The organism is Arthrobacter sp. Y81, assembly GCF_002929335.1.
In the GTDB taxonomy this organism is placed as follows: Bacteria; Actinomycetota; Actinomycetes; order Actinomycetales; family Micrococcaceae; genus Arthrobacter.
The window spans coordinates 108,990-132,451 of the sequence record NZ_PJIL01000007.1 but is presented as its reverse complement, the minus strand read 5'-3'; the positions used below and the strand labels follow the sequence as shown (position 1 = coordinate 132,451).

21 protein-coding genes are annotated in these 23,462 nt (G+C 67.9%); 6 read left to right on the top strand and 15 right to left on the bottom strand.

What is annotated here, in order from left to right:
* Genes CXQ91_RS11350 through CXQ91_RS11330 form a run of 5 tightly spaced genes read right to left on the bottom strand, consistent with a single transcriptional unit; the run spans position 1 to position 5,147 of the window.
* Positions 1-1,011, bottom strand: coding sequence for a NifU family protein (locus CXQ91_RS11350; RefSeq protein WP_104174019.1), 1,011 nt, complete (start codon positions 1,009-1,011; stop codon positions 1-3).
* A 5-nt stretch (positions 1,012-1,016) separates the two neighbouring features.
* Positions 1,017-2,810 carry a nickel-dependent hydrogenase large subunit gene (locus CXQ91_RS11345; RefSeq protein ID WP_104174133.1) on the bottom strand — a complete coding sequence of 598 codons (1,794 nt, stop codon included), beginning with the start codon at positions 2,808-2,810 and terminating at the stop codon, positions 1,017-1,019.
* A 27-nt stretch (positions 2,811-2,837) separates the two neighbouring features.
* Complete coding sequence (locus CXQ91_RS11340; RefSeq protein ID WP_104174018.1) at positions 2,838-3,896, bottom strand: hydrogenase expression protein HypE; 1,059 nt, start codon at positions 3,894-3,896, stop codon at positions 2,838-2,840.
* 21 nt (positions 3,897-3,917) lie between these two features.
* Complete coding sequence (gene hypB, locus CXQ91_RS11335; RefSeq protein WP_104174017.1) at positions 3,918-4,814, bottom strand: hydrogenase nickel incorporation protein HypB; 897 nt, start codon at positions 4,812-4,814, stop codon at positions 3,918-3,920.
* Positions 4,815-4,817: 3 nt separating this feature from the next.
* Positions 4,818-5,147: a hydrogenase maturation nickel metallochaperone HypA gene (locus CXQ91_RS11330; protein WP_104174132.1), complete on the bottom strand. Its 330-nt coding sequence runs from the start codon at positions 5,145-5,147 to the stop codon at positions 4,818-4,820.
* A gap of 137 nt (positions 5,148-5,284) precedes the next feature.
* Between CXQ91_RS11330 and CXQ91_RS11325 the strand changes: the two genes are divergently transcribed.
* Together CXQ91_RS11325 and CXQ91_RS11320 are read left to right on the top strand one after the other, a co-directional pair.
* Positions 5,285-6,418 (top strand): HoxN/HupN/NixA family nickel/cobalt transporter, encoded by a 1,134-nt coding sequence (locus CXQ91_RS11325; RefSeq protein ID WP_104174016.1) that lies wholly within the window; start codon positions 5,285-5,287, stop codon positions 6,416-6,418.
* Between the two features lie 81 nt (positions 6,419-6,499).
* On the top strand, positions 6,500-6,805 hold the full coding sequence (locus tag CXQ91_RS11320; RefSeq protein ID WP_104174015.1) for a hypothetical protein: 306 nt from the start codon (positions 6,500-6,502) through the stop codon (positions 6,803-6,805).
* A 15-nt stretch (positions 6,806-6,820) separates the two neighbouring features.
* Here the strand turns inward: CXQ91_RS11320 and CXQ91_RS11315 are convergent, their stop codons facing one another.
* Together CXQ91_RS11315 and CXQ91_RS11310 are read right to left on the bottom strand one after the other, a co-directional pair.
* Entirely contained in the window at positions 6,821-7,459 is a 639-nt protein-coding gene (locus CXQ91_RS11315; RefSeq protein ID WP_104174131.1) for a DedA family protein, read from the bottom strand.
* A 45-nt stretch (positions 7,460-7,504) separates the two neighbouring features.
* Complete coding sequence (locus CXQ91_RS11310; RefSeq protein ID WP_104174014.1) at positions 7,505-8,449, bottom strand: RluA family pseudouridine synthase; 945 nt, start codon at positions 8,447-8,449, stop codon at positions 7,505-7,507.
* 214 nt (positions 8,450-8,663) lie between these two features.
* Between CXQ91_RS11310 and CXQ91_RS11305 the strand changes: the two genes are divergently transcribed.
* Complete coding sequence (locus CXQ91_RS11305; RefSeq protein ID WP_104174013.1) at positions 8,664-9,296, top strand: helix-turn-helix domain-containing protein; 633 nt, start codon at positions 8,664-8,666, stop codon at positions 9,294-9,296.
* Positions 9,289-9,981, top strand: coding sequence for an SRPBCC domain-containing protein (locus CXQ91_RS11300; protein WP_104174012.1), 693 nt, complete (start codon positions 9,289-9,291; stop codon positions 9,979-9,981). Before CXQ91_RS11305 ends, CXQ91_RS11300 begins: the two co-directional genes overlap by 8 nt.
* 208 nt (positions 9,982-10,189) lie before the next feature.
* Here CXQ91_RS11300 and CXQ91_RS11295 read toward each other — a convergent pair whose 3' ends face one another.
* Positions 10,190-11,683 (bottom strand): PLP-dependent aminotransferase family protein, encoded by a 1,494-nt coding sequence (locus tag CXQ91_RS11295; protein WP_104174011.1) that lies wholly within the window; start codon positions 11,681-11,683, stop codon positions 10,190-10,192.
* Between the two features lie 61 nt (positions 11,684-11,744).
* Here CXQ91_RS11295 and CXQ91_RS11290 point away from each other — a divergent pair, with 61 nt between their 5' ends.
* On the top strand, positions 11,745-12,434 hold the full coding sequence (locus tag CXQ91_RS11290) for a YitT family protein (protein ID WP_258073940.1): 690 nt from the start codon (positions 11,745-11,747) through the stop codon (positions 12,432-12,434).
* A gap of 24 nt (positions 12,435-12,458) precedes the next feature.
* Here the strand turns inward: CXQ91_RS11290 and CXQ91_RS11285 are convergent, their stop codons facing one another.
* The 7 genes from CXQ91_RS11285 to CXQ91_RS11255 all read right to left on the bottom strand — a co-directional run bounded on the left by CXQ91_RS11285 (position 12,459) and on the right by CXQ91_RS11255 (position 22,815).
* Positions 12,459-13,310: an Fpg/Nei family DNA glycosylase gene (locus CXQ91_RS11285; RefSeq protein WP_104174010.1), complete on the bottom strand. Its 852-nt coding sequence runs from the start codon at positions 13,308-13,310 to the stop codon at positions 12,459-12,461.
* Positions 13,303-18,294: an ATP-dependent helicase gene (locus CXQ91_RS11280; protein WP_104174130.1), complete on the bottom strand. Its 4,992-nt coding sequence runs from the start codon at positions 18,292-18,294 to the stop codon at positions 13,303-13,305. Before CXQ91_RS11280 ends, CXQ91_RS11285 begins: the two co-directional genes overlap by 8 nt.
* Before the next feature lie 172 nt (positions 18,295-18,466).
* Positions 18,467-19,975: an FAD-dependent oxidoreductase gene (locus tag CXQ91_RS11275; RefSeq protein WP_104174009.1), complete on the bottom strand. Its 1,509-nt coding sequence runs from the start codon at positions 19,973-19,975 to the stop codon at positions 18,467-18,469.
* Between the two features lie 125 nt (positions 19,976-20,100).
* Positions 20,101-20,727, bottom strand: coding sequence for a DUF4232 domain-containing protein (locus CXQ91_RS11270; RefSeq protein ID WP_104174008.1), 627 nt, complete (start codon positions 20,725-20,727; stop codon positions 20,101-20,103).
* Positions 20,728-20,827: 100 nt separating this feature from the next.
* Positions 20,828-21,637, bottom strand: coding sequence for a YcnI family protein (locus CXQ91_RS11265; protein ID WP_258073939.1), 810 nt, complete (start codon positions 21,635-21,637; stop codon positions 20,828-20,830).
* A gap of 136 nt (positions 21,638-21,773) precedes the next feature.
* The gene (locus CXQ91_RS11260; protein ID WP_104174007.1) at positions 21,774-22,406 is read right to left on the bottom strand and encodes a hypothetical protein; all 633 of its coding nucleotides are present in this window, start codon (positions 22,404-22,406) and stop codon (positions 21,774-21,776) included.
* A 190-nt stretch (positions 22,407-22,596) separates the two neighbouring features.
* Complete coding sequence (locus tag CXQ91_RS11255; protein WP_104174006.1) at positions 22,597-22,815, bottom strand: hypothetical protein; 219 nt, start codon at positions 22,813-22,815, stop codon at positions 22,597-22,599.
* A 226-nt stretch (positions 22,816-23,041) separates the two neighbouring features.
* On the opposite strand from CXQ91_RS11255, the gene CXQ91_RS11250 reads away from it, so the two are divergent.
* On the top strand, positions 23,042-23,404 hold the full coding sequence (locus CXQ91_RS11250; protein ID WP_104174005.1) for a hypothetical protein: 363 nt from the start codon (positions 23,042-23,044) through the stop codon (positions 23,402-23,404).
* Positions 23,405-23,462: the final 58 nt, after the last annotated feature.

Sequence of the window (23,462 nt, the reverse complement as noted above, 5' to 3'; positions counted from 1 at the left end):
TCAGGCGTCCTGGCTGGAGACGAGCGGCACGGCCACGGACATCACGCCAGCCCGCACCAGGAGCGGCAGCGGATCCAGGTGCAGGGCCCTGTCCTCAAGGCAGGAGCCCGCCTGCCTGACGTCGAAATGCGCACGGCACGCGGGGCAGCGCAGCAGGCCGCCGCCCACCGCACCGGCGAGGGCGCGCTGCAGCGAGGCCCCCGCCATGGACCCGGTGCAGCGGGGGCAATAGTCGCGGTATGCGTAGAGGTCCTGCCCGGTCCGGCACGCAAGCACCGGGTAGCCTCCCACCATAAAGCCGGCAACCTCGCCCTGCTCGAGGCCGGCGATCTCGGGCACGGCTTGCCAGGAGCCCGGGGTGTGTTCCTGCCAGTGGCCCGGCGTGCCCGGAGCAGGTGCGGCGCCCGCGCCGCTCACCGTGCCGCCGCCGCCCGCGCCGCCCGCCGTGCCGCCGTCGGCCGGGTGGTTCAACCGGACCAGCAGCGCGTCCACAGGGATCACGGCGGGAGTGGCCGCGCGGGCTTCCTGCTCCACCACCTGGATGTCGGTCACCTCCGGTGCCGCCGACTGGATGGCCTCCTCGACGGCGAACTTGAGCGTGACCGACGACGACGGGCAGCCCTGGCAGGTGCCGAGCAGCCTGAGCCGCACCACTCCTTCCGGGCTGACGTCCAGAAGCTCCACGTTGCCGCCGTGAGATCCCAGATAGGGCCTGACGCTGTCCAGGGCGGCGGTCACCCGCGTTTCCAGGTCCTGCGGGTGCAGCCCGTGGATGACCAGCAGGCTGGACACCAGCTGGTCCGCGGTCAGTGCGTCCAGTGTTGCATCGTCCAGCCGGCCGCGGTCGTCCAGGATTTCCAGGATCCGGGCCAATCCGGAGCCATACAGATCGGTCACCTGGCGCACCAGCTCCTCCGCGCGGCCGCGGGCCACCGCCCCGCCGGCTCCGAGGGCGTCGAGGAGACTTTCAATCCTGTCGCCGGCCTGCCGCGGCCGGTCGTCGCCAGGCATGGCTCTTACTCGCCGGTCAGCGTCTGGGTGGGGGAGTGCAGCTTCTCGAGGGTCTGGCCGTTGCCCAGGTACATGTGGACACCACAGGGCAGGCACGGGTCAAAGCTGCGGACGGTCCGCATGATGTCGATGCCCTTGAAATGCTCCCGGTCGTTCTCCTCGAAGATCGGCTGCCCCTGCACGGCGTCCTCATACGGGCCGGCGGTCCCGGACGAATCTGTGGGGCTCGCGTTCCAAGGGGTGGGCGGGTAGGGATGGTAGTTGGCGATCTTCCCGTCCCGGATCACCATGTGGTGGGACAGGACGCCGCGCACGGCTTCCGTGAAGCCGCAGCTGATGGCCTCATCGGGAACCGTGAAGGTCTCCCAGGTCTTGGTGCGCCCGGCGCGGATCTCCTCCAGGGCCTTTTCGGCGAAGTGCAGCGCGGCGGCCGCGGCGTAGGCCTGGAAGTAGGTGCGTGCCCGGTTGCGTTCGAGGGTGTTGCTCCACTGCGGGATGTTCCACTCGAAGGACACGGGGCCCTTCAGCGCGGTCTTGGGGAGGTTGATCTGGACGCTCCTGCCGGTGGCCTTGATGTACCCGATGTCCACGAGCCCGGCCAGGGCCGTGGCCCACAGGCGGGCCAGCGGGCCGCCGCCGGTGTCCAGCGCCAGGTTGTTCTCACCGTCGAACCACCGCGGGGACATGACCCAGCTGTACTTCTCCGAGAGGTCCCGCTTCTGCGGCCGCGGATTGGTGTGCTGGTTCCAGGGGTGGCGCCGGTCCACCGGGTTGCCCAGCGGATCATGGGTCACGAACATCTCCTGGTTTTCCCAGTCCTCGTAGTAGGAGGAGCCGAGCATGATCCGGATGCCAAGGTTGATCCGCACCAGGTCCGTCGTGACGAGTTTCCCGTCCACCACCACACCGGGGGTCACGAACATCTTCCGGCCCCAGTCGGTCATGTCCTTGTACTCGAAGTTGCAGTAGTCGGGGTCCTGGAGCGAGCCCCAGCAGCCCAGCAGGGTGCGGCGCAGCCCCACCTGTTCGTAGCCGGGCAGGGCGTCGTAGAAGAAGTCGAAGAGGTCGTCATGCATGGGCACGACCTTCTTCATGAATTCCACGTACCGCATGAGCCGGGTGATGTAGTCCGTCATCAGCTGGATCGTGGCCACAGTCCCCACACCGCCCGGGTAGAGCGTGGACGGGTGCACGTGGCGGCCCTCCATGAGGCAGAACATCTCGCGGGTGGCGCGGCTGACCTGCAGTGCCTCCCGGTAGAACTCCCCGGTGAAGGGGTTCAGCGAGCGCATGATGTCCGCGATGGTGCGGTAGCCGTGCTCGCCTTCGTGCGGGGCCCGGGTGTTTTCGGCCTTGGCAAGGACGCCGGGATTGGTTTCGGACACCATCTTTTCGCAGTAGTCCACGCCGACGAGGTTCTCCTGGAAGATGTTGTGGTCGAACATGTACTCCGCGGCCTCGCCCAGGTTGACGATCCACTCGCCCAGGTTCGGCGGCTTCACGCCATAGGCCATGTTCTGCGCATAGCAGGAGCACGTCGCATGGTTGTCACCGCAGATTCCGCAGATGCGGCTGGTGATGAAGTGCGCGTCCCGCGGATCCTTGCCCTTCATGAAGATGGAGTAGCCGCGGAAGATCGAGGAGGTGCTCTTGCATTCCACCACCTGGTTGTTCGCGAAATCGATCTTGGTATAGATGCCGAGGCTGCCGACGATCCTCGTGATGGGGTCCCACGCCATCTCCACCAGATTGTTGTTGCCCGTTCCGCTTCCGGAAGGCATAGGAATCGTTGAGGTCATGTTCTTCACCTGTCTGGAAGTGGGTGGCTACCAGGTGCGCTTGGCACCGGTAAGGAGCTCGGGTCCGGGCCGGCGCCACTTGGGCTCCTGGTCCAGCGTGTGCGTGGTAATGCCGCGCAATGCCCTGATGGCCGAGCCGTAGGGGCGGATGGCGCTCGTTGAGAGCTTGCCGCCGGGCGGCTCATCCATGAAGGGCATGAACTTGTCCGGGAACCCCGGCATGGTGCAGCCGATGCAGATGCCGCCCACGTTCGGGCAGCCGCCGATGCCGTTCATCCAGCCGCGCTTGGGCACGTTGCACTTGACGACGGGGCCCCAGCAGCCAAGCTTGACGATGCACTTGGGGGAGCCGTATTCGGTGGCAAAGTCGCCCTGTTCGTAGTAGCCGGCCCGGTCGCAGCCCTCATGGACGGTCTTGCCGAACAGCCACGTGGGCCGCAGTGCGTCGTCCAGCGGGATCATGGGTGCCTGGCCCGTGGCCTGGTACAGCAGGTACGTCATGGTTTCGGAGAGGTTGTCCGGCTGGATGGGGCATCCCGGGACGCACACAATGGGGATTCCGGCCTTGGATTTCCAGTCGTAGCCGAGGTAGTCCGGCACTCCCATGGCGCCTGTGGGGTTTCCCGCCATCGCGTGGATGCCGCCGTACGTGGCGCACGTACCTGCCGCGATGATGGCCGTGGCTTTGGGTGCCAGACGGTCCAGCCACTCACTCGTGGTGATGGGCTGGCCCGTCTCGAGGTCGTTCCCGAAGCCGCACCAGTACCCGCCGGGATCGTGGAGTTTCTCATTGGGGATGGAGCCCTCCACCACCAGGACAAACGGCTCCAGTTCGCCGCGGTCCGCCTTGCGGAACCATTCCAGGAAGTCGTCGGCCCCTTCCTGCGGGCCGCACTCGAAGTCGATCAGGGGCCAATGCATCGCGATTCGCGGCAGGCCCGGCAACGCACCGAGGGCGATCTCCTCGACGCTGGGCTGGGTGGCCGCGGTCAGGGCCACGGAATCGCCGTCGCAGCTGAGCCCTGCGTTGATCCATAGCACGTGAATAAGGGCTTCTTCGGCCTTGAGTGAAGTTTCGGTAGGCATCGTTGCCTCTTTCGAAGGCCCTTACGGGCTCAGTGTGTCTGTCAGGGATTCAGTCAAGGTGGATGACCGGGAACTGGTGCCGCCGAGCCAGTCATACCAGCCGGCGAGGCCATCGCCGGTGGTGGCCGAAAGGACCAGGAATTCGGTACGCGGGTTGATCTGCCGGGTGCGGCGCCGGAAACCGTCGACGTCGAAATCAACGTAGGGGAGCAGGTCCGCCTTGTTGACGATCACCAGGTCAGCTGCCATGAACATGTGCGGGTATTTGTGCGGTTTGTCATCACCTTCCGTTACGGAAACGACCACTACTTTGGCTGCTTCACCAAGGTCAAACAGCGCCGGGCAGACAAGGTTGCCCACATTTTCGATAAACACCGTGGACCCGGTCTCCGGATCCAGGGCATCCAGGCCGCGCCGGAGCATGTCGGCGTCAAGGTGGCAGCCGGCCCCGGTGTTGATCTGGATGACGGGCCGTCCCACGGCGCGGATGCGGTCCGCGTCAAGGGAAGTCTCCTGGTCGCCTTCGATGACCCCGGCCCGCAGCCGGTCCCCGAGGTCCGTCAGGGTGCGCACCAGCAGGGTGGTCTTGCCTGCCCCGGGTGAGCTCATGACGTTGAATGCCCGGATTCCCCGGCCTTCCAGCCAGCCCCGGTTCCGTGCCGCCAGCAGGTCGTTTTTGGCCAGCAGGTTCTGCTCCAGCGGGATGGTTTCGGGATGGTGGTCCCCGTGGTCATGGCTGTGCGGGTGCGCATGGTCGTGTGCGTGCCCGTCCCCGTGGTCATGGCTGTGCTCGTGATCATGCGGGTGCTCGTGCGGATGGACAGGCGCCGCAGGTTCCTGGAGCAGGGACACCGCAGGTTCCTGCAGTGCAGAAACCCTGGTGTTGGCCTCGTCGCCGCATCCGCACGTTGTACACATTTGTTAAGCCACCTCCACCGACAGCAGCATGAGTTCACGGCCGCGGAGGACTTCGACATCTGCGCTTCCGCAGTGGCACAGCAGGATCAGGTCGGCCAGTTCGAATTCGTCGTCGCAGCTCCGGCAGCGGGCCAGGCCCCGCGGTTCGTCGATCATGAGCCTCGCACCCTCGAGCGGAGTGCCGGCGGACGCAACGTCAAAACAGAACCGCATGGCGTCCGGCAGGACACCGGACAACGGCCCCACCCGGAGGTTGACCGCAGTGACTGTCCGTTCTCCGGTACGGTCGAGAACGGCGTCGATCAGGCTCTGCGTGATAGAGAGTTCGTGCATGATCGGCACTCCTTCCTGCCAAGATAGGCTCGCCCCGGATAAAACGCAACCACCCGGATTGACACCGGCGTATACTTCCGCTAAAGCAGCGAAGTCACCATGGCAGTTCAATCGCAGATGGAACCCGAGGCTGGACCATGAAGCAACCGGAGGCTGCGCGTCCGGGCCGAATCCGCGGCGCAACCCGTGCCCTGTCGGGCCGGGAGTGGGCCTCGATCGGCGGCATGGCCACGTTCGTTGCCGTCCTTCACGTCCTCGGCTGGGGGGTGCTGGCGGGCGTCGTCGCCCCGGGAAACCTCCCTGCCGCTTCAACGGGCGCGTTTGGCGTTGGTCTTGGTGTGGCGGCCTACACGCTGGGCTTGCGGCATGCCTTCGACGCCGACCACATTGCCGCGATCGACAACATCACCCGCAAGCTCCGCGCCGAAGGCAGGCGCAGCATGTCCGTGGGCTTCTGGTTTTCGCTGGGCCACTCAAGTGTGGTGTTCGGCCTGTGCGCCCTGCTGGCGGCCGGGATCCGGGGCCTCGCTGACCGGACAGCGGACGGGACGGCTGACCTTCATGCCTTCCTGGGGCTGGTGGGGACCGCCGTCTCGGGGCTGTTCCTCGTGTGCATAGGCATCCTGAACCTGGCCGTGCTGCGCGGCATCATCAAGTCGGTGCTGCGGATGCGAAGGGACGACGCCGGCGCGGCCGACCTCGCCGCCCAGTCGGCGGCACCGGGACTGCTGTACCGGGTGTTCGGGCGGGCCACCCGGCTGATCACGCGTCCGTGGCAGGTCTACGGGGTGGGGTTGCTGTTCGGGCTGGGGTTCGACACCGCCACGGAGGTCAGCCTGCTGATCCTCGCCGGCGGTGCGGCCGCTTCGGCGCTGCCCTGGTACGCGATCCTGACGCTTCCCGTCCTGTTCGCGGCGGGGATGAGCCTGCTGGACTCGCTGGACGGCTGCCTCATGAACTTCGCCTACGGGTGGGCCCTGTCGAGGCCGGTCCGCCGCGTCTACTACAACATCGTCATCACGGCCCTGTCTGTCGCCGTCGCCCTGGGGATCGGTTCAATCGAACTGATTTCCATCCTCGTGGAACGCGCCGGGATCAGCTCCGGCCCGCTGGCAGCCATCGGCGGCATCGACCTGGACTCGGTCGGATACACCGTCGTCGCACTCTTCGTCTGCACGTGGATCCTGGCGCTGGGAGTGTGGCGGTTCGGGCACATCGAGGAACGCTGGGCCGCCCCGGTCCGTGACACGGACACTTCCCCGGGCGGCTAGCGCGAACTGGCAGCTAATGCTCCGTGGACGCTGATTTGCGGGTGTTACCTGCCGGTTCGCGCTGACGCTAGGGTTGTTTTTATGCCTTCGTTCCAGACCAGACTCAAGATCACCGGGCTGAAGCCTGGAAACGCTCCACAGGCAGTGATGGCCGCCGCCGTCGAGGCCCTTGGAACGCGGCACCACGTGGAATCGAACCAGCTCCAAATCGCGGGCGGGGTGCCGGAACTGAACCTCCGCTTCCTGGTGGAGGCAACGGAGTTCAGCGGTGAGAACAACCAGGCGCGGGAATCGGCAGCAATGATGCGCGACGCCGTCGAACGCGTTGCGGTGACGGGCGCACTTTTGGTGCTCCGCCGCAGCCGCGGCCGCTGGGCTCCCGTCTAGCGCGAAGGTGCCGCGTCAGGTCGGTGGGGTATCAGGGCGGATGTCATCGGTTGGCTCGTCCACGGGCGAACGGCTGCCGCGCCGGCGGGTGACAATAATGCCCAGCACCCCGCCGATCAGCAAGCCGACGGCGACGCCGATCAGCGAGCTTGCCCAGAACGGCAGCTTGGTCGCGGAACCCGTGAAGTAGCCGAGCCCTACAAGATAGGTGGCCCAGAGGACGGCGCCCACCGCCGCGCAGAAACTGAACGCCCGGGTGGTGACGTCGGCGATGCCCGCCGCGGCCGACGTCGCGAGCCGGCCTCCCGGAATGAACCGGACGCCGATGATGGCGCCGTACGTGGTGGAACGCCCGGCCTTGGCGATGGCCGCGTGGATGCCGCTGTGGAATTTACGGCCCCACCGCCACCGGTCCAGGACATGGCTGAGGCGGCGCTTGAACAACTGGAACACCACGACGTCGCCGATCCACGAGGCGAAGGCGGACAGCAGGCCCACCAGCAGGAAGTTGGCGCGGCCCTCTGCGGAGAGCGCGCCGCCCGTGATCACCACCATTTCGGAGGGGATGGGCGGGAAGATGGCATCGCCAAGGACGATGGGGATGATCCAGAAATAGATCGCCGCTCCCCAGGTGTCGGCGTTGGCCAGGTCCATGGCCACAAGTTACCTCATTTTCACCGGCGGCAAGGGACAGCCAGCTCAGGCCGGGGCTTCGCTGAGCTGAAGCCTGCTGCGGTACTCCACCGGCTCCCTGGTGATGGGGTCCACAAAGCGGATCCCGCGGGCCAGGAGCTGGAGCGGCTTGGTGTAGTCGTCCGGTGCCTTGTCCAGCAGGTCGGGGTAGAAGGCATCGTTCACGATGCCCAGCCCCAGCGAGGCCATGTGGACCCTGAGCTGGTGGGTTTTTCCTGAGTGCGGCTCAAGCCGGTACAGCCCCCGCCGCGTCGGTTCACTTGCGTGAGTGCCGGCGTCGTACGTCTTCAGCAGTTCAATGCGGGTTTCCGCATTGGGCTCGCCGTCGATGACCTCCGCCAGGAGGTAACTGCGGGACTTGGTCATGCGGTTCCGCACCACCACGGGGAAGTCGACAGCGGGATGTCCCGCAGCCGGTTCCGCGGCGGACACGCACTCGTACTCCTTCTGGACCTGGCGTTTTTCGAAAAGGACCTGGTAGTTGCCGCGGGTCTCCGGGTTGGTGGAGAGCAGGAGGATGCCTGCCGTCATCCGGTCCAGGCGGTGCATGGGGATCAGGTCCGGGAGGTTCAGCTGGTTCCGGAGCCGCACCAGGGCCGACTCCTGGATGTAGGTGCCGCCAGGAGTGGTGGGCAGGAAGTGGGGTTTGTCCACCACGAGGATGTGATCGTCCTGGTGCAGGATGCTGAGCTCGACGGGCAGCCGCGTCTCCGGCGGGAGCGTGCGGTAGTACCAGATAAAGGTGTGGTCCTCGAGCCTAGTGCGCCGGTCCAGCGGGACGCCGCCCTCGCCCACGATCTCGCCGGCGTCGAAACGGTCCTCGATGCCCTGCGGGTCGATGTGGCCCCAGCGGTGCATCATGTAGTCCATGGCGGTGTCCCAGGGCCCCTCGTCCGGGAGGCGCAGGCGGGTCGCGTTGACGCCGTCGCGCACGGGGAGGGGGGATTGCATCACCGGTCCATTCTACTTTGCGACGCCGGGCGTCCTCGTCCGGCGCCGAGTTCCTGCGTCGAGTTCGCCGGTCAGCTGCGGATTCGCCGGAAATTCCCTGTGTGTCAGGCTGTTGTGTGACAGGTTCCTGCGTTCCCGCACCACTCCGGCGAACTCACCACCGACGGTAAAAAAGTTCTTGACAAATAAAATTGTCGGTGACGATACTTAAGCCATGTTGGACATCGAAGTGATCGAGGACCCGGCGGCGGCCGAAGCCTCGCTGGACCCCATCCGGACCCGCATCCTCCGGGAGCTTGCGGAACCCGGCTCGGCCACCCAGCTCGCCGCGAAGGTGGGGCTGCCGCGACAGAAGGTGAACTACCACCTCAAGGCGCTGGAGCGGCACGGCCTGGTGGAGCTTGTTGAGGAGCGCCGGAAGGGCAATGTCACGGAGCGCGTCCTGCAGGCCACCGCGGCGTCCTACCTCATTTCGCCCGTGGCACTGGCCTCCGTGGCGCCCGATCCGCACCGGTTTGCGGACCGCTTCTCCGCCTTCTGGCTGCTGGCGCTCGCCGGGCGCATGGTCCAGGAAGTGGGGAAGCTCATCGCCGGGGCGGCCGCCGCGCGGCAGAAGCTCGCAACGTTCGCGATCGACGGCGAGATCACCTTCCGTACCGCCGCCGACCGTGCCGCCTTTGCCGAAGAGCTCGGCGTTGCGGTCACCCGGCTGGTGGACAAGTACCACGACGGCGGCGGGCCCGGCGGGCGGAAGCACCGGATCGTCGTCGCGCTTCATCCCGCACTCAAACAACCAAACAAAACCTCCCCGTCCGGGGAAACGGAAAAGGAGCAGGACAATGACTGACGACCGTAAATTCGAGATTGTTTACGACACCGAGCTGCCCGGCACCCCGGAGCGTGTCTGGGAAGCCGTGACCAAGGGCACGGCCGGCTGGATGTTCCCGACTGACCAGTGGCCGGACGTGAAGACCGTCGAGGAGTACCCGCAGCACCTGGTGTCGCGCATGGATGGGCCCGACGGCTGGTTCAACCAGCTGGAGCATGTCTTGGAACCGCTCGACGGCGGCCGGGCCCGGCTCCATTACGTGCACAGCGGCATCTTCGCGGAAAACTGGGACCAGCAGTACGACGGCGCGAGCAAGCACACGGAGTTCTATCTCCACACACTGGGGCAGTACCTGAAGTACTTCGACGGCCAGCCCGTGGTGTTCACGGACATCCAGGGCCCCGCCGCTTCCCAGACGTCGGAAGGCTTTGTGCAGCTGAAGAAGGCCCTCGGCGTGGAGGCCGCGTCGCAGGGGGACACGTTTGATGTCGAGGTCGACGGCGTCGGCCGGCTCAGGGGGCAGGCGGACTTCTCCAACGAGAACTTCCTGGGCCTGCGGACCGCGGACACCATGTACCGGTTCTTTGGCCGCAACGTGTTCGGTGCCCCGGTGGGAATGACCGTCCACGATTTCAGTGGCAGCGGGGATCCGGAGGCCACAGTCGAGGCCTGGGGTGACTACCTCGAGAAGGTCTACGCGTAGCACTCGCGGGCTCCCCGAGCTCGGGCCGGGTTCGGACCTGCCCTGCCCGGCGACTCGCAAAATGCCTGGCGACGCGCAAAATGCCTGGCGCTACCGGAATACCGGGCGCGCCAAGCACTTTGCGTGTCATAGGACGGGTGCCGCGTCGCCGGAGCCCGGCTGCCGACCCGCGTCGGGGAACCCTCCGGGAACCCTCGAACAGCCCGGGTCAGGCGATGGCGACGGCGGGCGTGTGCCGGAGGCTGCGCCGCAGCTGGGGTGCGGCGTCGAGCCTGTCCTGGGCCGAGCGAATGGCCAGGACAGCGGTCTCCAACTGCGCGGGCGGAAGAGTGAAAGGGACGCGCAGGTAGTGCTCGAAGGCCCCGCCCACGCCGAACCTGGGCCCGGCCGCCAGCCTGACCCCAACGTCGGGGCCGATGACCGTCAGTGCGGTGCTGATCGGCGCCGGCAGCCGGCACCAAATGCTCAGCCCGCCGTCGGGCCGTTCCGGCTGCCAGTCCGGGAGGATCCCGCCGATCAGCTCGAGCAGCGCGGCCCGGTTCCCGCGCAGGGCCTCCAGGCGGGCCGGCAGCGGTTCCGCGAGCGACCGGACCAGGTGCGCAGCAGCCAGCTGTTCCACCACGGGCCCGCCCAGGTCCATGGTGGTCCGAGCGGCGGCGAAGCGCTGGATCAGGGATCCGCCGGCCCGGATCCAGCCGGTGCGCAGCCCGGCCCAGTGCGACTTGCTCAGGGATCCGATGGTTACCACCGCGGGACTGAAGGCCGCCACCGGGGCCGTGGCGACGCCGTCGAGATTCAGCTCGCGCAGCGTCTCATCCACCACCAGCACCGTTCCGGCTGCGGCGGCGGCCTGAACGAGCCTGCGGCGCTGGGGGTCGGACATCATCCGGCCGGTGGGGTTGTGGAAGTCCGGCACGACGTAGGCCATCTTGGGGCGCTGCTGCATCATGGCGCCTTCCATACCGTCCACGTCCCAGCCGTGCCCGTGCGGGAGGGCCACCGGCACCGGCCGGCAGCCGCTGGCGCGGATGGCATCCAGGGCGTGCGGATAGGTGGGATGGTCCACGAGCACCTTGTCCTGCCGGCCGGCCAGGGTGCGGAGCACGATGTTCAGCGCATGTTGCGCGCCAGACGTCACCAGGATCTGGTCTGCCGTGGTGGGAACCCCGGCGTCGGAATACCGGGCTGCGATCGCCTCACGGAGCGGTGCAATGCCAATGGCGTCGTAGCCAAATCCCGGAAGCAGCGCCGGGAGCTCCGTCAGCGCGGCGGCGAAGGCGCGGTGCACCACTTCGCCGCTGGCCGGCAGGGACGCGTAGGCAAGGTCGAGCAGGCCGGGCGGCGGCGCTAGTCCCGGCGCTCCGGCCAGGGCGTTTGGGCTGATCAGGTCCGTGGCACCGCCGGGGCCGCTGCTGCCCGCCGGCATCCGGCGGGGAATGCAGGTCCGGCCCCGGCTGCCCTGCCGGCTGCTGAGGAATCCCTGTTCACGCAGACTGGAGTAGGCAGCGGTCACGGTGGTCCGGCTGACCCCCAGGGTTTCGGCCAGTGCCCGCTCGCTGGGCAGCGCCATGTCCAGCGGTACGCGGCCGTCCAGGACCAGGAGGCGTACGACGTCGGCCAGCTCGCGGTAGGCGGGCGCCGCACCGCGGTTCCATTCGCCGAGGAGCCGTGCCAGTGCAGTGGGGTTCAGGGAGCCGGACATGTAGCCAGTATCTCAAACTGGATATGGATTACAAGGCCAGTTTTGACAGAGGATGGATCTCATGATGACCCGCAGACTCCTTCAACTGTTCACCGGCCTGGCCATGTACGGCATATCGCTGGCCATGTTCATCCGTGCCGGACTTGGCCTTGACCCCTGGGATGTTTTCCATCAGGGCGTGGCGGGTAAAACCGGACTCTCCATCGGAGCCGTGGTTGTCATTGTCAGTTTCCTCGTCCTGCTCCTGTGGATACCGCTGCGGCAGTGGCCCGGATTCGGCACCCTGTGCAACGCCGTCCTGGTGGGTGTTTTCGCGGATGTGGGGCTGGCGCTGATTCCGGAGTTCTCGCACCTTGGCGGCCAGATCGGCATGTTGGCGGGTGCCGTGCTGCTGAACGGGATCGCGTCGGCCTGCTACATCGGCGCACGGTTCGGCCCCGGCGCCCGCGACGGACTCATGACCGGGCTGGCGCGGCGGACCGGCTGGTCGGTCCGTACTTCGCGGACCGGAATCGAAATCGTCGTTATGGGGACGGGCTGGCTGCTGGGCGGCTCCGTGGGGGTGGGCACTGTGGTTTACGCCCTGGCCATCGGCCCGCTGGTGCAGCTGCTGTTGCCGCGGTTCACCGTGCCGGAGGCACGGAAGGCCCGTGCCGGCGAGGGTGCCGGCAAGGGTGTCGGCGCCGGTTCCGACGAAGCCAGCGAACCCGGGACAGGCGAGCAGTCCGAGGCTGCGGTGACGGCCGCCTGAGTGAGGCGTCGGCTCCATTCTGCGTCAGGCGTTTGTTCCCGGCGGCGTCTGGCATTTCGGGCAGAAGTAGATGTCCCGCTCTTCGGTGCCGGTCCCTGTGTGGGTGCCTTTGGCGAGCACGCCGCGGCGGATGGGCGTCCCGCATTTCAGGCACGGCTGGTGCCCGCGGCCGTATACCCAGTATCCAGGCCTTCCGGCCATCCTGCCCACCGGTGCTCCGCGGGCGTTGAGCACGGTGGTGCGGCGACCCGGTCCCAGGTTGGCCTCCAGCAACTGCTTGGCATCGGCCATTATGGCGCGCAGGTCCGTTACCTCGGAGACAGGCGCGGCGGGATGGATGCCGGAAAGGAAGCAGGCCTCGCAGCGGTAGATGTTGCCGATGCCGGCCAGGTTGCGCTGATCCAGGAGGGCCACGCCGATGGGAACGTCGGGCGCAGCGAGCAGCCGCCGTTCCGCCTCGGCTATGTCCCAGTTCGGGCCGAGGAGGTCCGGCCCGAGGTGGCCGACGACGGAGTCCTCGTCAGCGGTTCGGACCACTTCCAGGATGCCGAGGGAGAACCCGACGGCGTCCGCCGTGGCGGTCCGCAGCACGCACCGGGCCGTGAACCCCGGTTTCCGCCAGCGGCCGCCGGGAGGGTAGACCTGCCAGGCGCCTTCCATCTTCAGGTGGGAGTGGATGGTCAGCTGTTCCTCCGCCGGACCCCGGAGCCGCATCAGCAGGTGCTTGCCGCGGGGAACCACCTCGTCCACTGTCCAGCCGTCCAGCTTGAGCGTGGCAAATCTGGGCACCCGGAAGTCGGAGGCTGTGAGTTGCTGTCCGGCCAGGGCTGCGTGCAGTTGCGCCGCCGCCCGCCAGACGGAATCACCTTCAGGCACGGATTCTCAGACCCTTCGGAGTGGAATAGGCGCCGGCGTGGGTCAAAGCGGCTGCCGCAGGCGTGTCCAGGATGCCGTGTCCGTTGACCTTCTCCATGATGAGCTTGTCCACCGCGCCGCGCTTCACCACCCCCACCAGGGCTGCCGCGGCGGCGGCGAGTATTTCCGGATCTTCATCGAAGGCGAGCAGTGTCTTGCCACCGCGCTCCACGTAGAGGACCAGGAACCCGTCGACCATGACCACGAGGGCTCCTGCCTTCCGCCCCGGGCGGTGGCCGCTGCCGGCCTCCACACTGAGCGCGGGCCAGGCCAGCGCCGCGCCGTAGGGATTGGCGGGGTCCGTCGCGGCGAGGGCCAGGGCAACAGGCTCCGGCTTCGCCAGCTGGGTGTCCTCGGTGTAGGAGCGCAGCCGGTCCACCGTGGCCGGCACGGCAAACTGGGCGGCGCCGAGGTGCTCGATGAAATAACCCCGGCGGCAGCGTCCGGCTTCTTCCAGCCTGGCGAGGACCTTGTACATCAGCCCAAAGCCGCCCAGGATGTTCTCCGCCATGACTGATCCGCGGGTGACGACGCCGTACCGGTCCAGCAGCAGCTCCGCCGTGGCGCGGGCGTGGATGGTCGGGTCAAGTTCGGGCGACGGCAGGGCAGACCACCGGCCGGCCGCCAGCGGCGGCGTGGCGGCGGCACCTGTGACCGAACCGTAGCGCCCCCCGGTCAGCCCGGGAGATCCCAGCAGACCGGTGCCGTGGGCGCGTCCCAGCCGGCTCATCCGGGGTGCGCGCGCCCGCGGTGCCCGGGCAACCTGCCGGTGGGCTGTGTGGCCGCCGGCAATCATGGCCCGGACGGGCGCGAACGTATCGCCGGTGATGCGGCCTGCCCACGCCAGGTCCCAGAGCGCAGCCACAACATCCTGGTCGCTCATCACGGCGTCCAGGCCGCCCGCGATGTCCGTCAGCTGGCGGAAGAAATAGCCGCCGCCATTGTTCTGCAGATGGTCCAGCAGCCGCTGCTGGGCGTCCCCGGGCTCGTAGTCAGCCGCGGGATTCAGGGTGAGTTCGGCCGAGTCCGCGAGGTGCAGGCTCACCCAGCCGTCGTTGCCGGGAAGCGCGCCTGCACCGGACCAGAGGACCTCGCCGGCCGCCATCAGCTCATCCAGCATGGCGGGCTGGTAGTCGGCCACCCGGCTGGCGAGGACGAGCGGTTCCCATGCCGAAGCCGGAACCGGCACGCCGGAGAGCTGATCGACAGCGGTGATGATGCCGTCCAGCCCGCGCAGGGCTGAGTGGCCCCGGCCGCGGCCCGGGATTCGGACGTTCTGCCAGGCCGGAAGGAACCGGCCGTACGCCGCCGTATCCACGGGCTCCACTTCGGCACGCAGCGCCGCCAGCGACCGGCGGCGCAATTTTCGCAGCACCTCTGCGTCACACCATTCACTGGTGCCGGCCAGTGTCACCACGGATGGTGCGGGTGGGGCCTGGGCATCAGCGTCCCCCGTTTCCGGGTCTTCGGCGGCGGCCACCTGTTCGGGCGGCGCGGAATGCGGGCGGAACTCTCCTTCCACCACGCGGCCGTCCGCGGCGAGCCTCTTGAGCGCAGTGCTGACGACGGCGACGCCGAGTCCCAGCCTTGCCGCGGCTTCAGCTGCCGTGAACGGTCCGTGGGTGCGGGCGTAGCGGGAGACGAGGTCGCCAAGGGGGTCGGCCACCGGCTCGATGAACGCCAGCGGCACCCCCATGGGCAGGGGCACTCCGATGGCATCCCGCAGGCGGGCGGCATCTTCCACGGCGGCAAAGCGCTCGGCACCGCCGATGTTCACCCGGAGTGCGCGGTTGGCCCGCTGCAGGGCGGTGAGGTGGGAGACGGCGTCGGCCACCGGGGCAGGCTCAACCACCAGGGTTTCCGCCGGCTCGGCGACCGGGGCGGCGGGTTCCAGCCGTGCGGCCACTTCTTCGGGGGTCAGCGGACCGAGCATTCGCAGCAGGTCCGCGACGCCCTCCATCCCGCGCACCCGGCGGTCCGGCGCGAGCCGCTGCAGCTCCCGTTCGGTGGCCTCGATGACCCTGGCGTCGAGCAGTTCGCGCAGCTCCACCCGGCCCAGGAGCTCATTCAGCAGGGTTGAATCCAGGGCAAGCGCGGCAGCCCGGCGCTCCGCAAGGGGTGAGTCGCCTTCATAGAGGAACTGTGCGACGTAGCCGAACAGCAGGGACTTCGCGAACGGGGAGGGCTGCTGCGTGGTGGTTTGGAGGATCCGCAGTTCACGCCGCTCGATGGACGCTGCGATGTCCTTCAGCGCCGGGAGATCGTAGACGTCCTGAAGGCACTCACGCACGGTTTCCAGCACGATGGGAAACGTCGGATACTTCCGCGCCACGTCCAGCAACTGCGCGGACCGTTGGCGCTGCTGCCACAGCGGCTGCCGCTTTCCCGGGTTTTGCCGGGGCAGCAGCAGCGCCCGGGCGGCACACTCACGGAAGCGCGAGGCAAAGAGGGCGCTGCCACCCACTTCGGCCGTGACGATCTGCTCCAGTTCCTCGGGTTCGAAGAGGAACAGCTCGGCGCCTGGCGGTTCGTCCTCCATCATGGGCACCCGCAGCACGATGCCGTCGTCCGCGGCCATCGCGGAACCGTCCATTCCGTAGCGCTGGTGGAGCCGCTGGCCCACGGCGAGGGCCCAGGGCGCGTGCACGGGCAGCCCGAAGGGGCTGTGCAGAACCACCCGCCAATCGCCCAGTTCGTCGTGGAACCGCTCCACCACGAGTGTGGTGTCGCTGGGGACCACTTCGGTGGCCAGCTTCTGTTCGGCCAAATACTGGATCAGGTTGTTCGCGGCAAAGTCGTCAAGCCCGCTGGCCTTGCACCGCTCCATGGCCGGTCCGACGTCGGACGCGGACAGTTCACGCACGAAGGCGCCCAGGGCGCGGCCCAGGTCCACCGGCCGGCCCAGCGAATCACCCTTCCAGAAGGGGAGCTTTCCCGGCTGGCCGAAGGCCGGGGAAACCAGGACGCGGTCGTGCGTGATGTCCTCGATCTTCCAGCTGGTGGCACCGAGGGCGAAGATGTCGCCCACTCGGGATTCGTAGACCATCTCCTCGTCGAGTTCACCCACGCGCCGGCCACCCTTGGCGGCGGAGGCCCCGGGACTGGCAGCCTTGCCCTCGCTGGAAGGCGAGGCAGAGCCTTCCACCTCGGTGCCGATGATGTAGACGCCAAAGAGCCCGCGGTCCGGAATGGTGCCGCCGGACGTCACGGCAAGCCGCTGCGCCCCGGGGCGGCCCTCGATGGTGCCGGCGTTCCGGTCCCAGATGATTCTAGGCCGGAGCTCGGCGAATTCGTCGGACGGGTAGCGGCCGGCCAACAGGTCCAGCGTGGCCTCGAACGCGGACCGGGGGAGGGAAGCGAACGGGGCGGACCGGCGGACCGTGGAGAACCATTCCTCCACATCGATGGAGCCCAGGGCCGTGGCCGCCACCGTCTGCTGCGCCAGGATGTCCAGCGGGTTGGCGGGAACACTAAGCCGCTCGATCTTGCCGCCGAGCATCCGCTCCACGGTAATGGCCGTATGCACGAGGTCGGCACGGTGCTTGGGGAACAGGACGCCCTGGGACACTTCGCCCACCTGGTGACCGGCGCGGCCCACCCGCTGCAGCCCGCTGGCCACGGACGGCGGCGACTCCACCTGGACCACCAGGTCCACCGCGCCCATGTCGATTCCGAGCTCAAGGGAGGACGTGGCGACAACGCACCGCAGCCGGCCCGATTTCAGGTCGTCCTCGATCAGCGCGCGCTGGTCCTTTGATACGGAACCGTGGTGGGCCCGCGCCAGCACGGGATCGGCGCCTGCGGTGCTGCCCGCCTGCGCCATCATGTGGGCCGGTGTAGCCGTCGACGCCGGTGTGCCGGCGCCCGCGGACGGCACCGCCGACGGCACGGCGGACTGTATTGCTGAAGGCGTGGATTCGAAGTCCGGCGCCCCGGCGCCGAATTCGCCCCAGCCTCCGCCCGCCGCCACCAGTTCACGTTCGGCATGGATCTCGTTGAGGCGGGCCGTCAGGCGTTCGGCGAGGCGGCGCGAATTGGCGAACACGATGGTGGACTGGTTGGCCATCACCAGGTCCACGATCTTCTCCTCCACATGCGGCCAGATGGACGCCTGTGGCTGCAGCCCCGACGCAGGGCCGGAGTCGAAGGCGCCGGCGGCCCCCTGCAGATCGGACATGTCCTCCACCGGAACGGACACGGTCAGGTCCCAGTTCTTCTTGGACGGCGGCGCCACGATTTCCACCGGGGCAGATCCTGCGAGGAACTGGGCCACGAGTTCGCGGGGCTCCACGGTGGCTGAGAGGCCGATCCGCTGCGCGGGTTTGGGCAGGAGCGCATCCAGCCGTTCCAGCGACACGGCCAGGTGCGCGCCGCGCTTGGTGCCAGCGACGGCGTGGACCTCGTCCACGATGATCGTGTCCACCTCGGACAGGGTTTCCCGGGCCCGGGACGTGAGCATTAGGAACAGGGACTCCGGGGTGGTGATGAGAATGTCCGGCGGGTGGGAGAGCAGCGTGCGGCGGTCCGCCGTCGTCGTATCCCCCGAACGGACCCCCACAGTGATCAGCGGGGCGGGCAGGCCCAGCCGTTTGGCTGTCTGGGTAATGCCGATCAGCGGCGCGCGGAGGTTGCGCTCGACGTCGACGCCGAGCGCCTTGAGCGGTGATATGTACAGGACGCGGGTCTTGCGCCGGGGCGCCTTCGGTTTCCTGCCTTTGGCAGCCGGGTCCAGGCCGGGCAGTGCTTCCGGCTCGGCGGGAGCGGACGCCTGGAGGCGGTCGAGTGCCCAGAGGAATGCTGCGAGGGTTTTGCCGGAGCCGGTCGGCGCGACCACCAGCGCATGGGAGCCGGACGAAATGGCGTCCCAGGCCCCGTTTTGTGCGGGTGTGGGCGCGGAAAACGCACCGAGGAACCACTCCCTGGTGGACTGGCTGAACCTGTCCATGGTCCGCCCGGAAGAAGTCCCGCCGGCCGGCGTTCCTGATGGTGTGTCGCCCGACTGTTTCTTGCCTGACGGCCCGCCGGCGACGTCCTTCCCCTGCATTCCTCCATCATGCCGTACCGCACTGACACTATTGGCGGCACTTCCGGCGGGTTCCGGCGAGGCCCCCGCAGGGTCAGTCAACCTGCCGCAGATCGCGGGTGGCCGGTCCTTCCAGCACCGTCCCGGTGCTGCTGAAGCGGGAACCGTGGAGCGGGCAGTCCCAGGATCTTTCGCTGTCGTTCCAGCGCACAATCCCGCCCAGATGGGTGCAGACGGCCGACAGTTGGCAGCGGGTGCCGTCGACGGTGGACACGGCCACGGGCTTCCGGCCGCGGCGGAACACCAGGCCTGCCCCCTCCGGTGGCTGCTGCCGTGACTCGCCCAGGCGCTTGAGTCCCACCTGCGCCCAATCCCTGGCCAGCGTGGCGGCGACCGCCGCATTGAGGGTTGCTGCCGAGGCGGCTCCGGCCGGGGACGTGACCCGGTGGTGGATGACGCTGGCCCAGGGGAGCTGGGTGCCGAGGATGTCGGACGTGATGTCCAGGGCGGCGGCCACGGAGTTGGCCATGCCCCATTTGTTGTACCCCGTGGCGAAATAGACCCGGCCCAGCCCCCGCGGCAGCTTGCCGAAGAAGGGCATCAGGTTGGTGGCCTGGTAGTCCTGGGCGGACCACGAGTGGGTGAGGCTGGCGCCGGGGAATTTCGCCGTTGTCCAGTCGATCAGTGTGTCGAGGTAGGCCTGCGTTGACCTGGCGCGGCCCACCGGATGCCCGTTGCCTCCCACCAGGAGGAGCCGACGGCCGTCGGCGGGATAATCGCGCAGGGATCGGATCGGCTGCTCAACGGACAGGAACATACCGTCCGGGACAGCGGTTGTCCCGGGCAATTCGAAGGCCGCCGCGTAGGACCGCAGCGGCTTGAGCTTGGCGAAATATAGCCCCCGGTCCAGGACCGGGGTCCCCGTGGCGAGCACCACGTCCCCGGCACGCACGGGTCCGTGATCTGTCTGGACCTCGAGTTCCGCACCCAGGAGCGCGCCAAGTCCCCGGAATCCGTTCAGCCGCACGCCGGAAACGATCTGACCTCCGTGCGAGCGGACGTCATCCACCAGGGCGTCGATGACTTCCATGGGGTGGATCTGGGCCTGCCGGCCCAGGCGGAGCGCACCTTTGACGGGAAAAGGGAGCCCGGGTTCCCGGACATACTCCACAGCAAGTCCGGCGGCCTGGGCAACCGCCATTTCCTTACGGAGGATGTCGGTACCGTCTTCAGAAGTGGCGTACGTATAGGCATCCCGGCGCTGGAACGCCACTCCCCGGCCCTCGAGGTACCGCAGCAGCCAGGCCTGCCCCTCGCGGTTCATCTCGACGTAGGCATCCACCACCTTCTGCGAATACTGGTTCCTCAGCGCGGACAGCACAGTGCCCTGCAGCAGGGAAACCTTTGCGGTGGTGTTGCCGGTGGTCACGGCGCCCGGGCTCCTGGCTTCGAGAACCAGCACTTTCTTGCCTGACCGGGCGAGGAGCAGGGCCGTCACCAGCCCGGTCAGCCCGGCCCCCGCCACCACCGAGTCAAACGCGCTGCGGGGATGGAACTGGTCGCTGCGGAACGTGTGGGTGCGGTCCAACCACAACGAGGTCATCGGCCGGCCTGCCTTTCCTCAGTCCCGTGACATCACCGTCGGGACTCCGAAAGAGTTCATAAGTCGACTTATCATGTCATGGGCTGCGTGGCCGGGGAACAGGGCCGGGCGGCTACCTCGAATTCCTAGCGGGCCTGGAACGCGCCTATGCTCAGCAGTTCGATGTCCGCGTTGCTGCAGGCGTCCCGCGGCTCCGCCAGGAACAGCGAAGCCGTGTCCTCCGGCGGGTAGATCCGGTAGCCGGCCGCGGGAGTGACGGCGCAGTCCGGATAGTTGCGGGCCTGCGTGTAGCGCAGCGCGGCTGCTCCCGCCTGGCCGGGAGCCAGCAGGACATCAGCTGCCGGAGCTGACTCGTCCCGTTTTGCCGGAGCCCCGATGGGGGAGCCGTTGGCGTCCGCCGTGAGGGAGACGCCCGGGAAGCCCTTCAGGAGGCAGGGCTCAGAGCCGGAGTTGGTGAGGATGAGCTGCGAGTTGATGCTGCCCGCGGCGCCGCCGCCGGCGGAATCGTCCGTCACCGTCAGGTTCGCGGCCTTGCACAGCGCGGGTCCCGCGGGTGAAGACGACGACGGCGGGGTGCTGGGCGTCTGGCTTGTGGCCGGTGCGGAGGAACCGGACGGAGTGCTGGAAGTGGATGCCGGCTCGGGAGTCCCCTGGGACTGGGGCTGGCTGGGCCCGCATGCTGTGAGCAGGAGGGCGGCGGCCGCGACCGCCGTCGTGATGACAAGACCGTTTTTAATTGGCTGAGACCTCATGGCTCAACCTTCATGCCCGCGGTTGCCTGAGTCAACGATGCCACGACCGCTGCCGCGGATTGATGCCCGGATTGTGATTTCCGGGCATCAATCCCGCGTACTACTTCCCGGGCTTGGAATCAGTCGGTTCGGAAGCGCCGGGTTCGGAAGTGGCCGCTGCAACACGGGCCTCGGCCGTCTTGCCGTTCCTGCTGCGCATCAGTGCCACCCCGCCGAGGGCAAGTCCGCCGAGGCCTGCTACGAGGCCGGCCCAGCTGCGCGCCTGCGAGCCGTCGTCCGTCCCCTCGTCCGATACGGATGAGGCGTGGGCCGCGGCCGCCGGCGTTTCTGACGCCGACCCGTGGCTGTCCCCGGCGGCAGCCGTGACGGTGAGCGACGGTGCCGGCGCTTCGAGGGAATGCGGGTCCTGGCCGTCCTTGGCGATCTCGGACCAGTCCGTCTGCCCCTGCTCACAGTTCTGCAGGGTGGGGAAATGGAGGGTCTTGCCGGCGGCGTCGGGGAGCTTGACGGAGAGCACCAGCGCGTCCCGGAGTTCGGGGTCCAACGGTGCCTTGGCGGTGTAGACGATCTGGCTGGTCCGCTTGGTGATGGTTGCGCCGTCCGCGAGCTTCTTCGGTTCCGGCAGCTGCTCCACAACCTTCTCCACGGTCCAGTTCGGGTTGACCGTGGGCTGGGCGTCGTTGAGTTCCTCGGGGAGCGTGATGGTCACCTTGGTGGTGCCTGAGTCGTCGCAGCCATGCGGAATGCCGAAGGTGAGCAGCGCGTAGGAGTTGGCGTCGGTCTTGTCCGGGGTGACGCCGACGTGCGCGGATGCAGCCGTGACTCCGGCCAGCATGAGTGCAGCGGTGCCGCCGGCCACGGCCGTTGCGGAGAGGGTACGGCGGAAGGACTTGGGTGATGACTTTTTCAAGAGAGGGCCTTTCAAAGGTGCACGGGGCCAGTGGCGGTGCACAAAACTATGGAGGGGCGTCCGGTGCCGCGGCACGGGGCCGCTGGAACCGCCGGAAGCGGCGGTTCGGCGGGCAGGCCGGAGCCAGGAAAAGGTGTCAGGAAAGTACGACGGCGGCAGGCGGGCCCCGCCTGCAGTCCGGCCTGAGGTTGCGCCAGGGGAGCGGCGCGGAATCCGCCGGCCAGCCGGCGGCGGCAGGTGCCGCGGCGACGTCGGGCATTGCCGCTTCGGGAAGTTGAACGAGGGGCCGGAGCCACGCGGCGAGGGACCAGAGGGCGGCCTCGCCCTTGGCTAGCAGCAGCGCACAGGCGAGGGTGGCCAGGGCATGCCCGGCCAGCATCAGGGAGGCGGCCCAGGGGGAATCGGCATGGTGCACGTGGGCGGCGCCGGCGGTTTCCAGCGGGAATCCGGCCAGTGACGGGGCCGCCGGGTGATGCCCCGGTACGTTTGCATGCACGGTCCCGGCGGGGGAGCTAAAGGCGCTGAAGGCCTCGTGCAGGACCAGCTGACCGGCTCCCAGGAGCACGGCCATCGCGGGAAAATTCAGTCGGAGGCGGGTGGCCGCGGTGGCCGCCATGCCGGTGAGTGCCAGGACAGCCAGCATGATGCCCGGAACCGGCAGTTCGCCGCCGCCAACCACGTGGGCGGCCGCGCCGAGAGTCACAATCATGGCGGCAACCATGGCCGCTCGGAGGGAATGGAAAGGAGTCCGGGCGTGGTGAGTGCGCACCGAGTCCTCCCTCAGGCTGGTTCGTTGCCGGCTGCGATCCGCGCGCTCCGGGCGCCGGCATTGGTGCGGGAGGAGGCTGGCGGATCCCTGCAATTCTAGCGGGGAAATGAGTTCCGTTACGGCTAGTCTGTTTCCGGCCCCGAGCAGTAGTGGCAGTCCTCTTCACAAAGTGCGTCTTCAGCTGCCGCGATCACATGCTGCTCCCGGCGAGCTGGAAGCCGTCTTCGACGTGGAAGAGCCGCCTGCGGCCAAGGCTCGACTTGATCCAGACGATGTCACCGGCTGCGGTGCGGTCGTCCACCTGACCGGTGAATTCGATGCGCCCGTTCCGGCTCAGCTGCACGCTGTCCCCAACCTGCACGTCGTCCCAGCCCGGTCCGCTGCCAACCCAATTCGTTTGTGACGTCACAATGTTCCTCGATGCCCGTTCCTAGAAGCCTGCTTGATTCCCCTGCGGCAACTGGTGTGTCAGCGCCGACAAGATCCATCTAAGCCGCAGGCCGGGACGGCTTTCAATGGATGAAGTGATGATGGTGCCGCAAAGTATTGTGCAGCCGTCCAGCGTGGTCTATGCGGCATCCGTGCCCCGCCCTAGACTGCTGGCATAAGCTGCCATCCACCTTTTAGGAGAGACCATGGACTACTCAGGGACCGGCAATGAGAAAGCAGTAGCTGCGGGCGAGCTCAACCGGACACACATCGGGCAAACCGTCAGCTTCCAGCCGGACGAGTTCACGCTGGTGTTCGGCCGGATCGGCGCCATCGCACGCAAGGAAGGCGGAGTGACCGTCGCGCTGGAGGGCGTTGACGGCGCCGGAGGGCTGCCGTCGCATTACAGCCTGCCGCCGACGCAGAATGTCTACGTCCAGCCGGACATGCTTACCAACACGGAATCCACCATCAAGGATCTCTTCGGCAAGGTCCAGGACAACCTGCGCGGCCACAGGCCGGACCAGCGCCCGGACCAGCGGCCGGACCAGCGCCCGGACGTTCCTTAACCCGCCGTTCCGTAGCCCGGCGGTTTACCGCCCAAGGGTCAGCAGCCGGGCCCCGGAT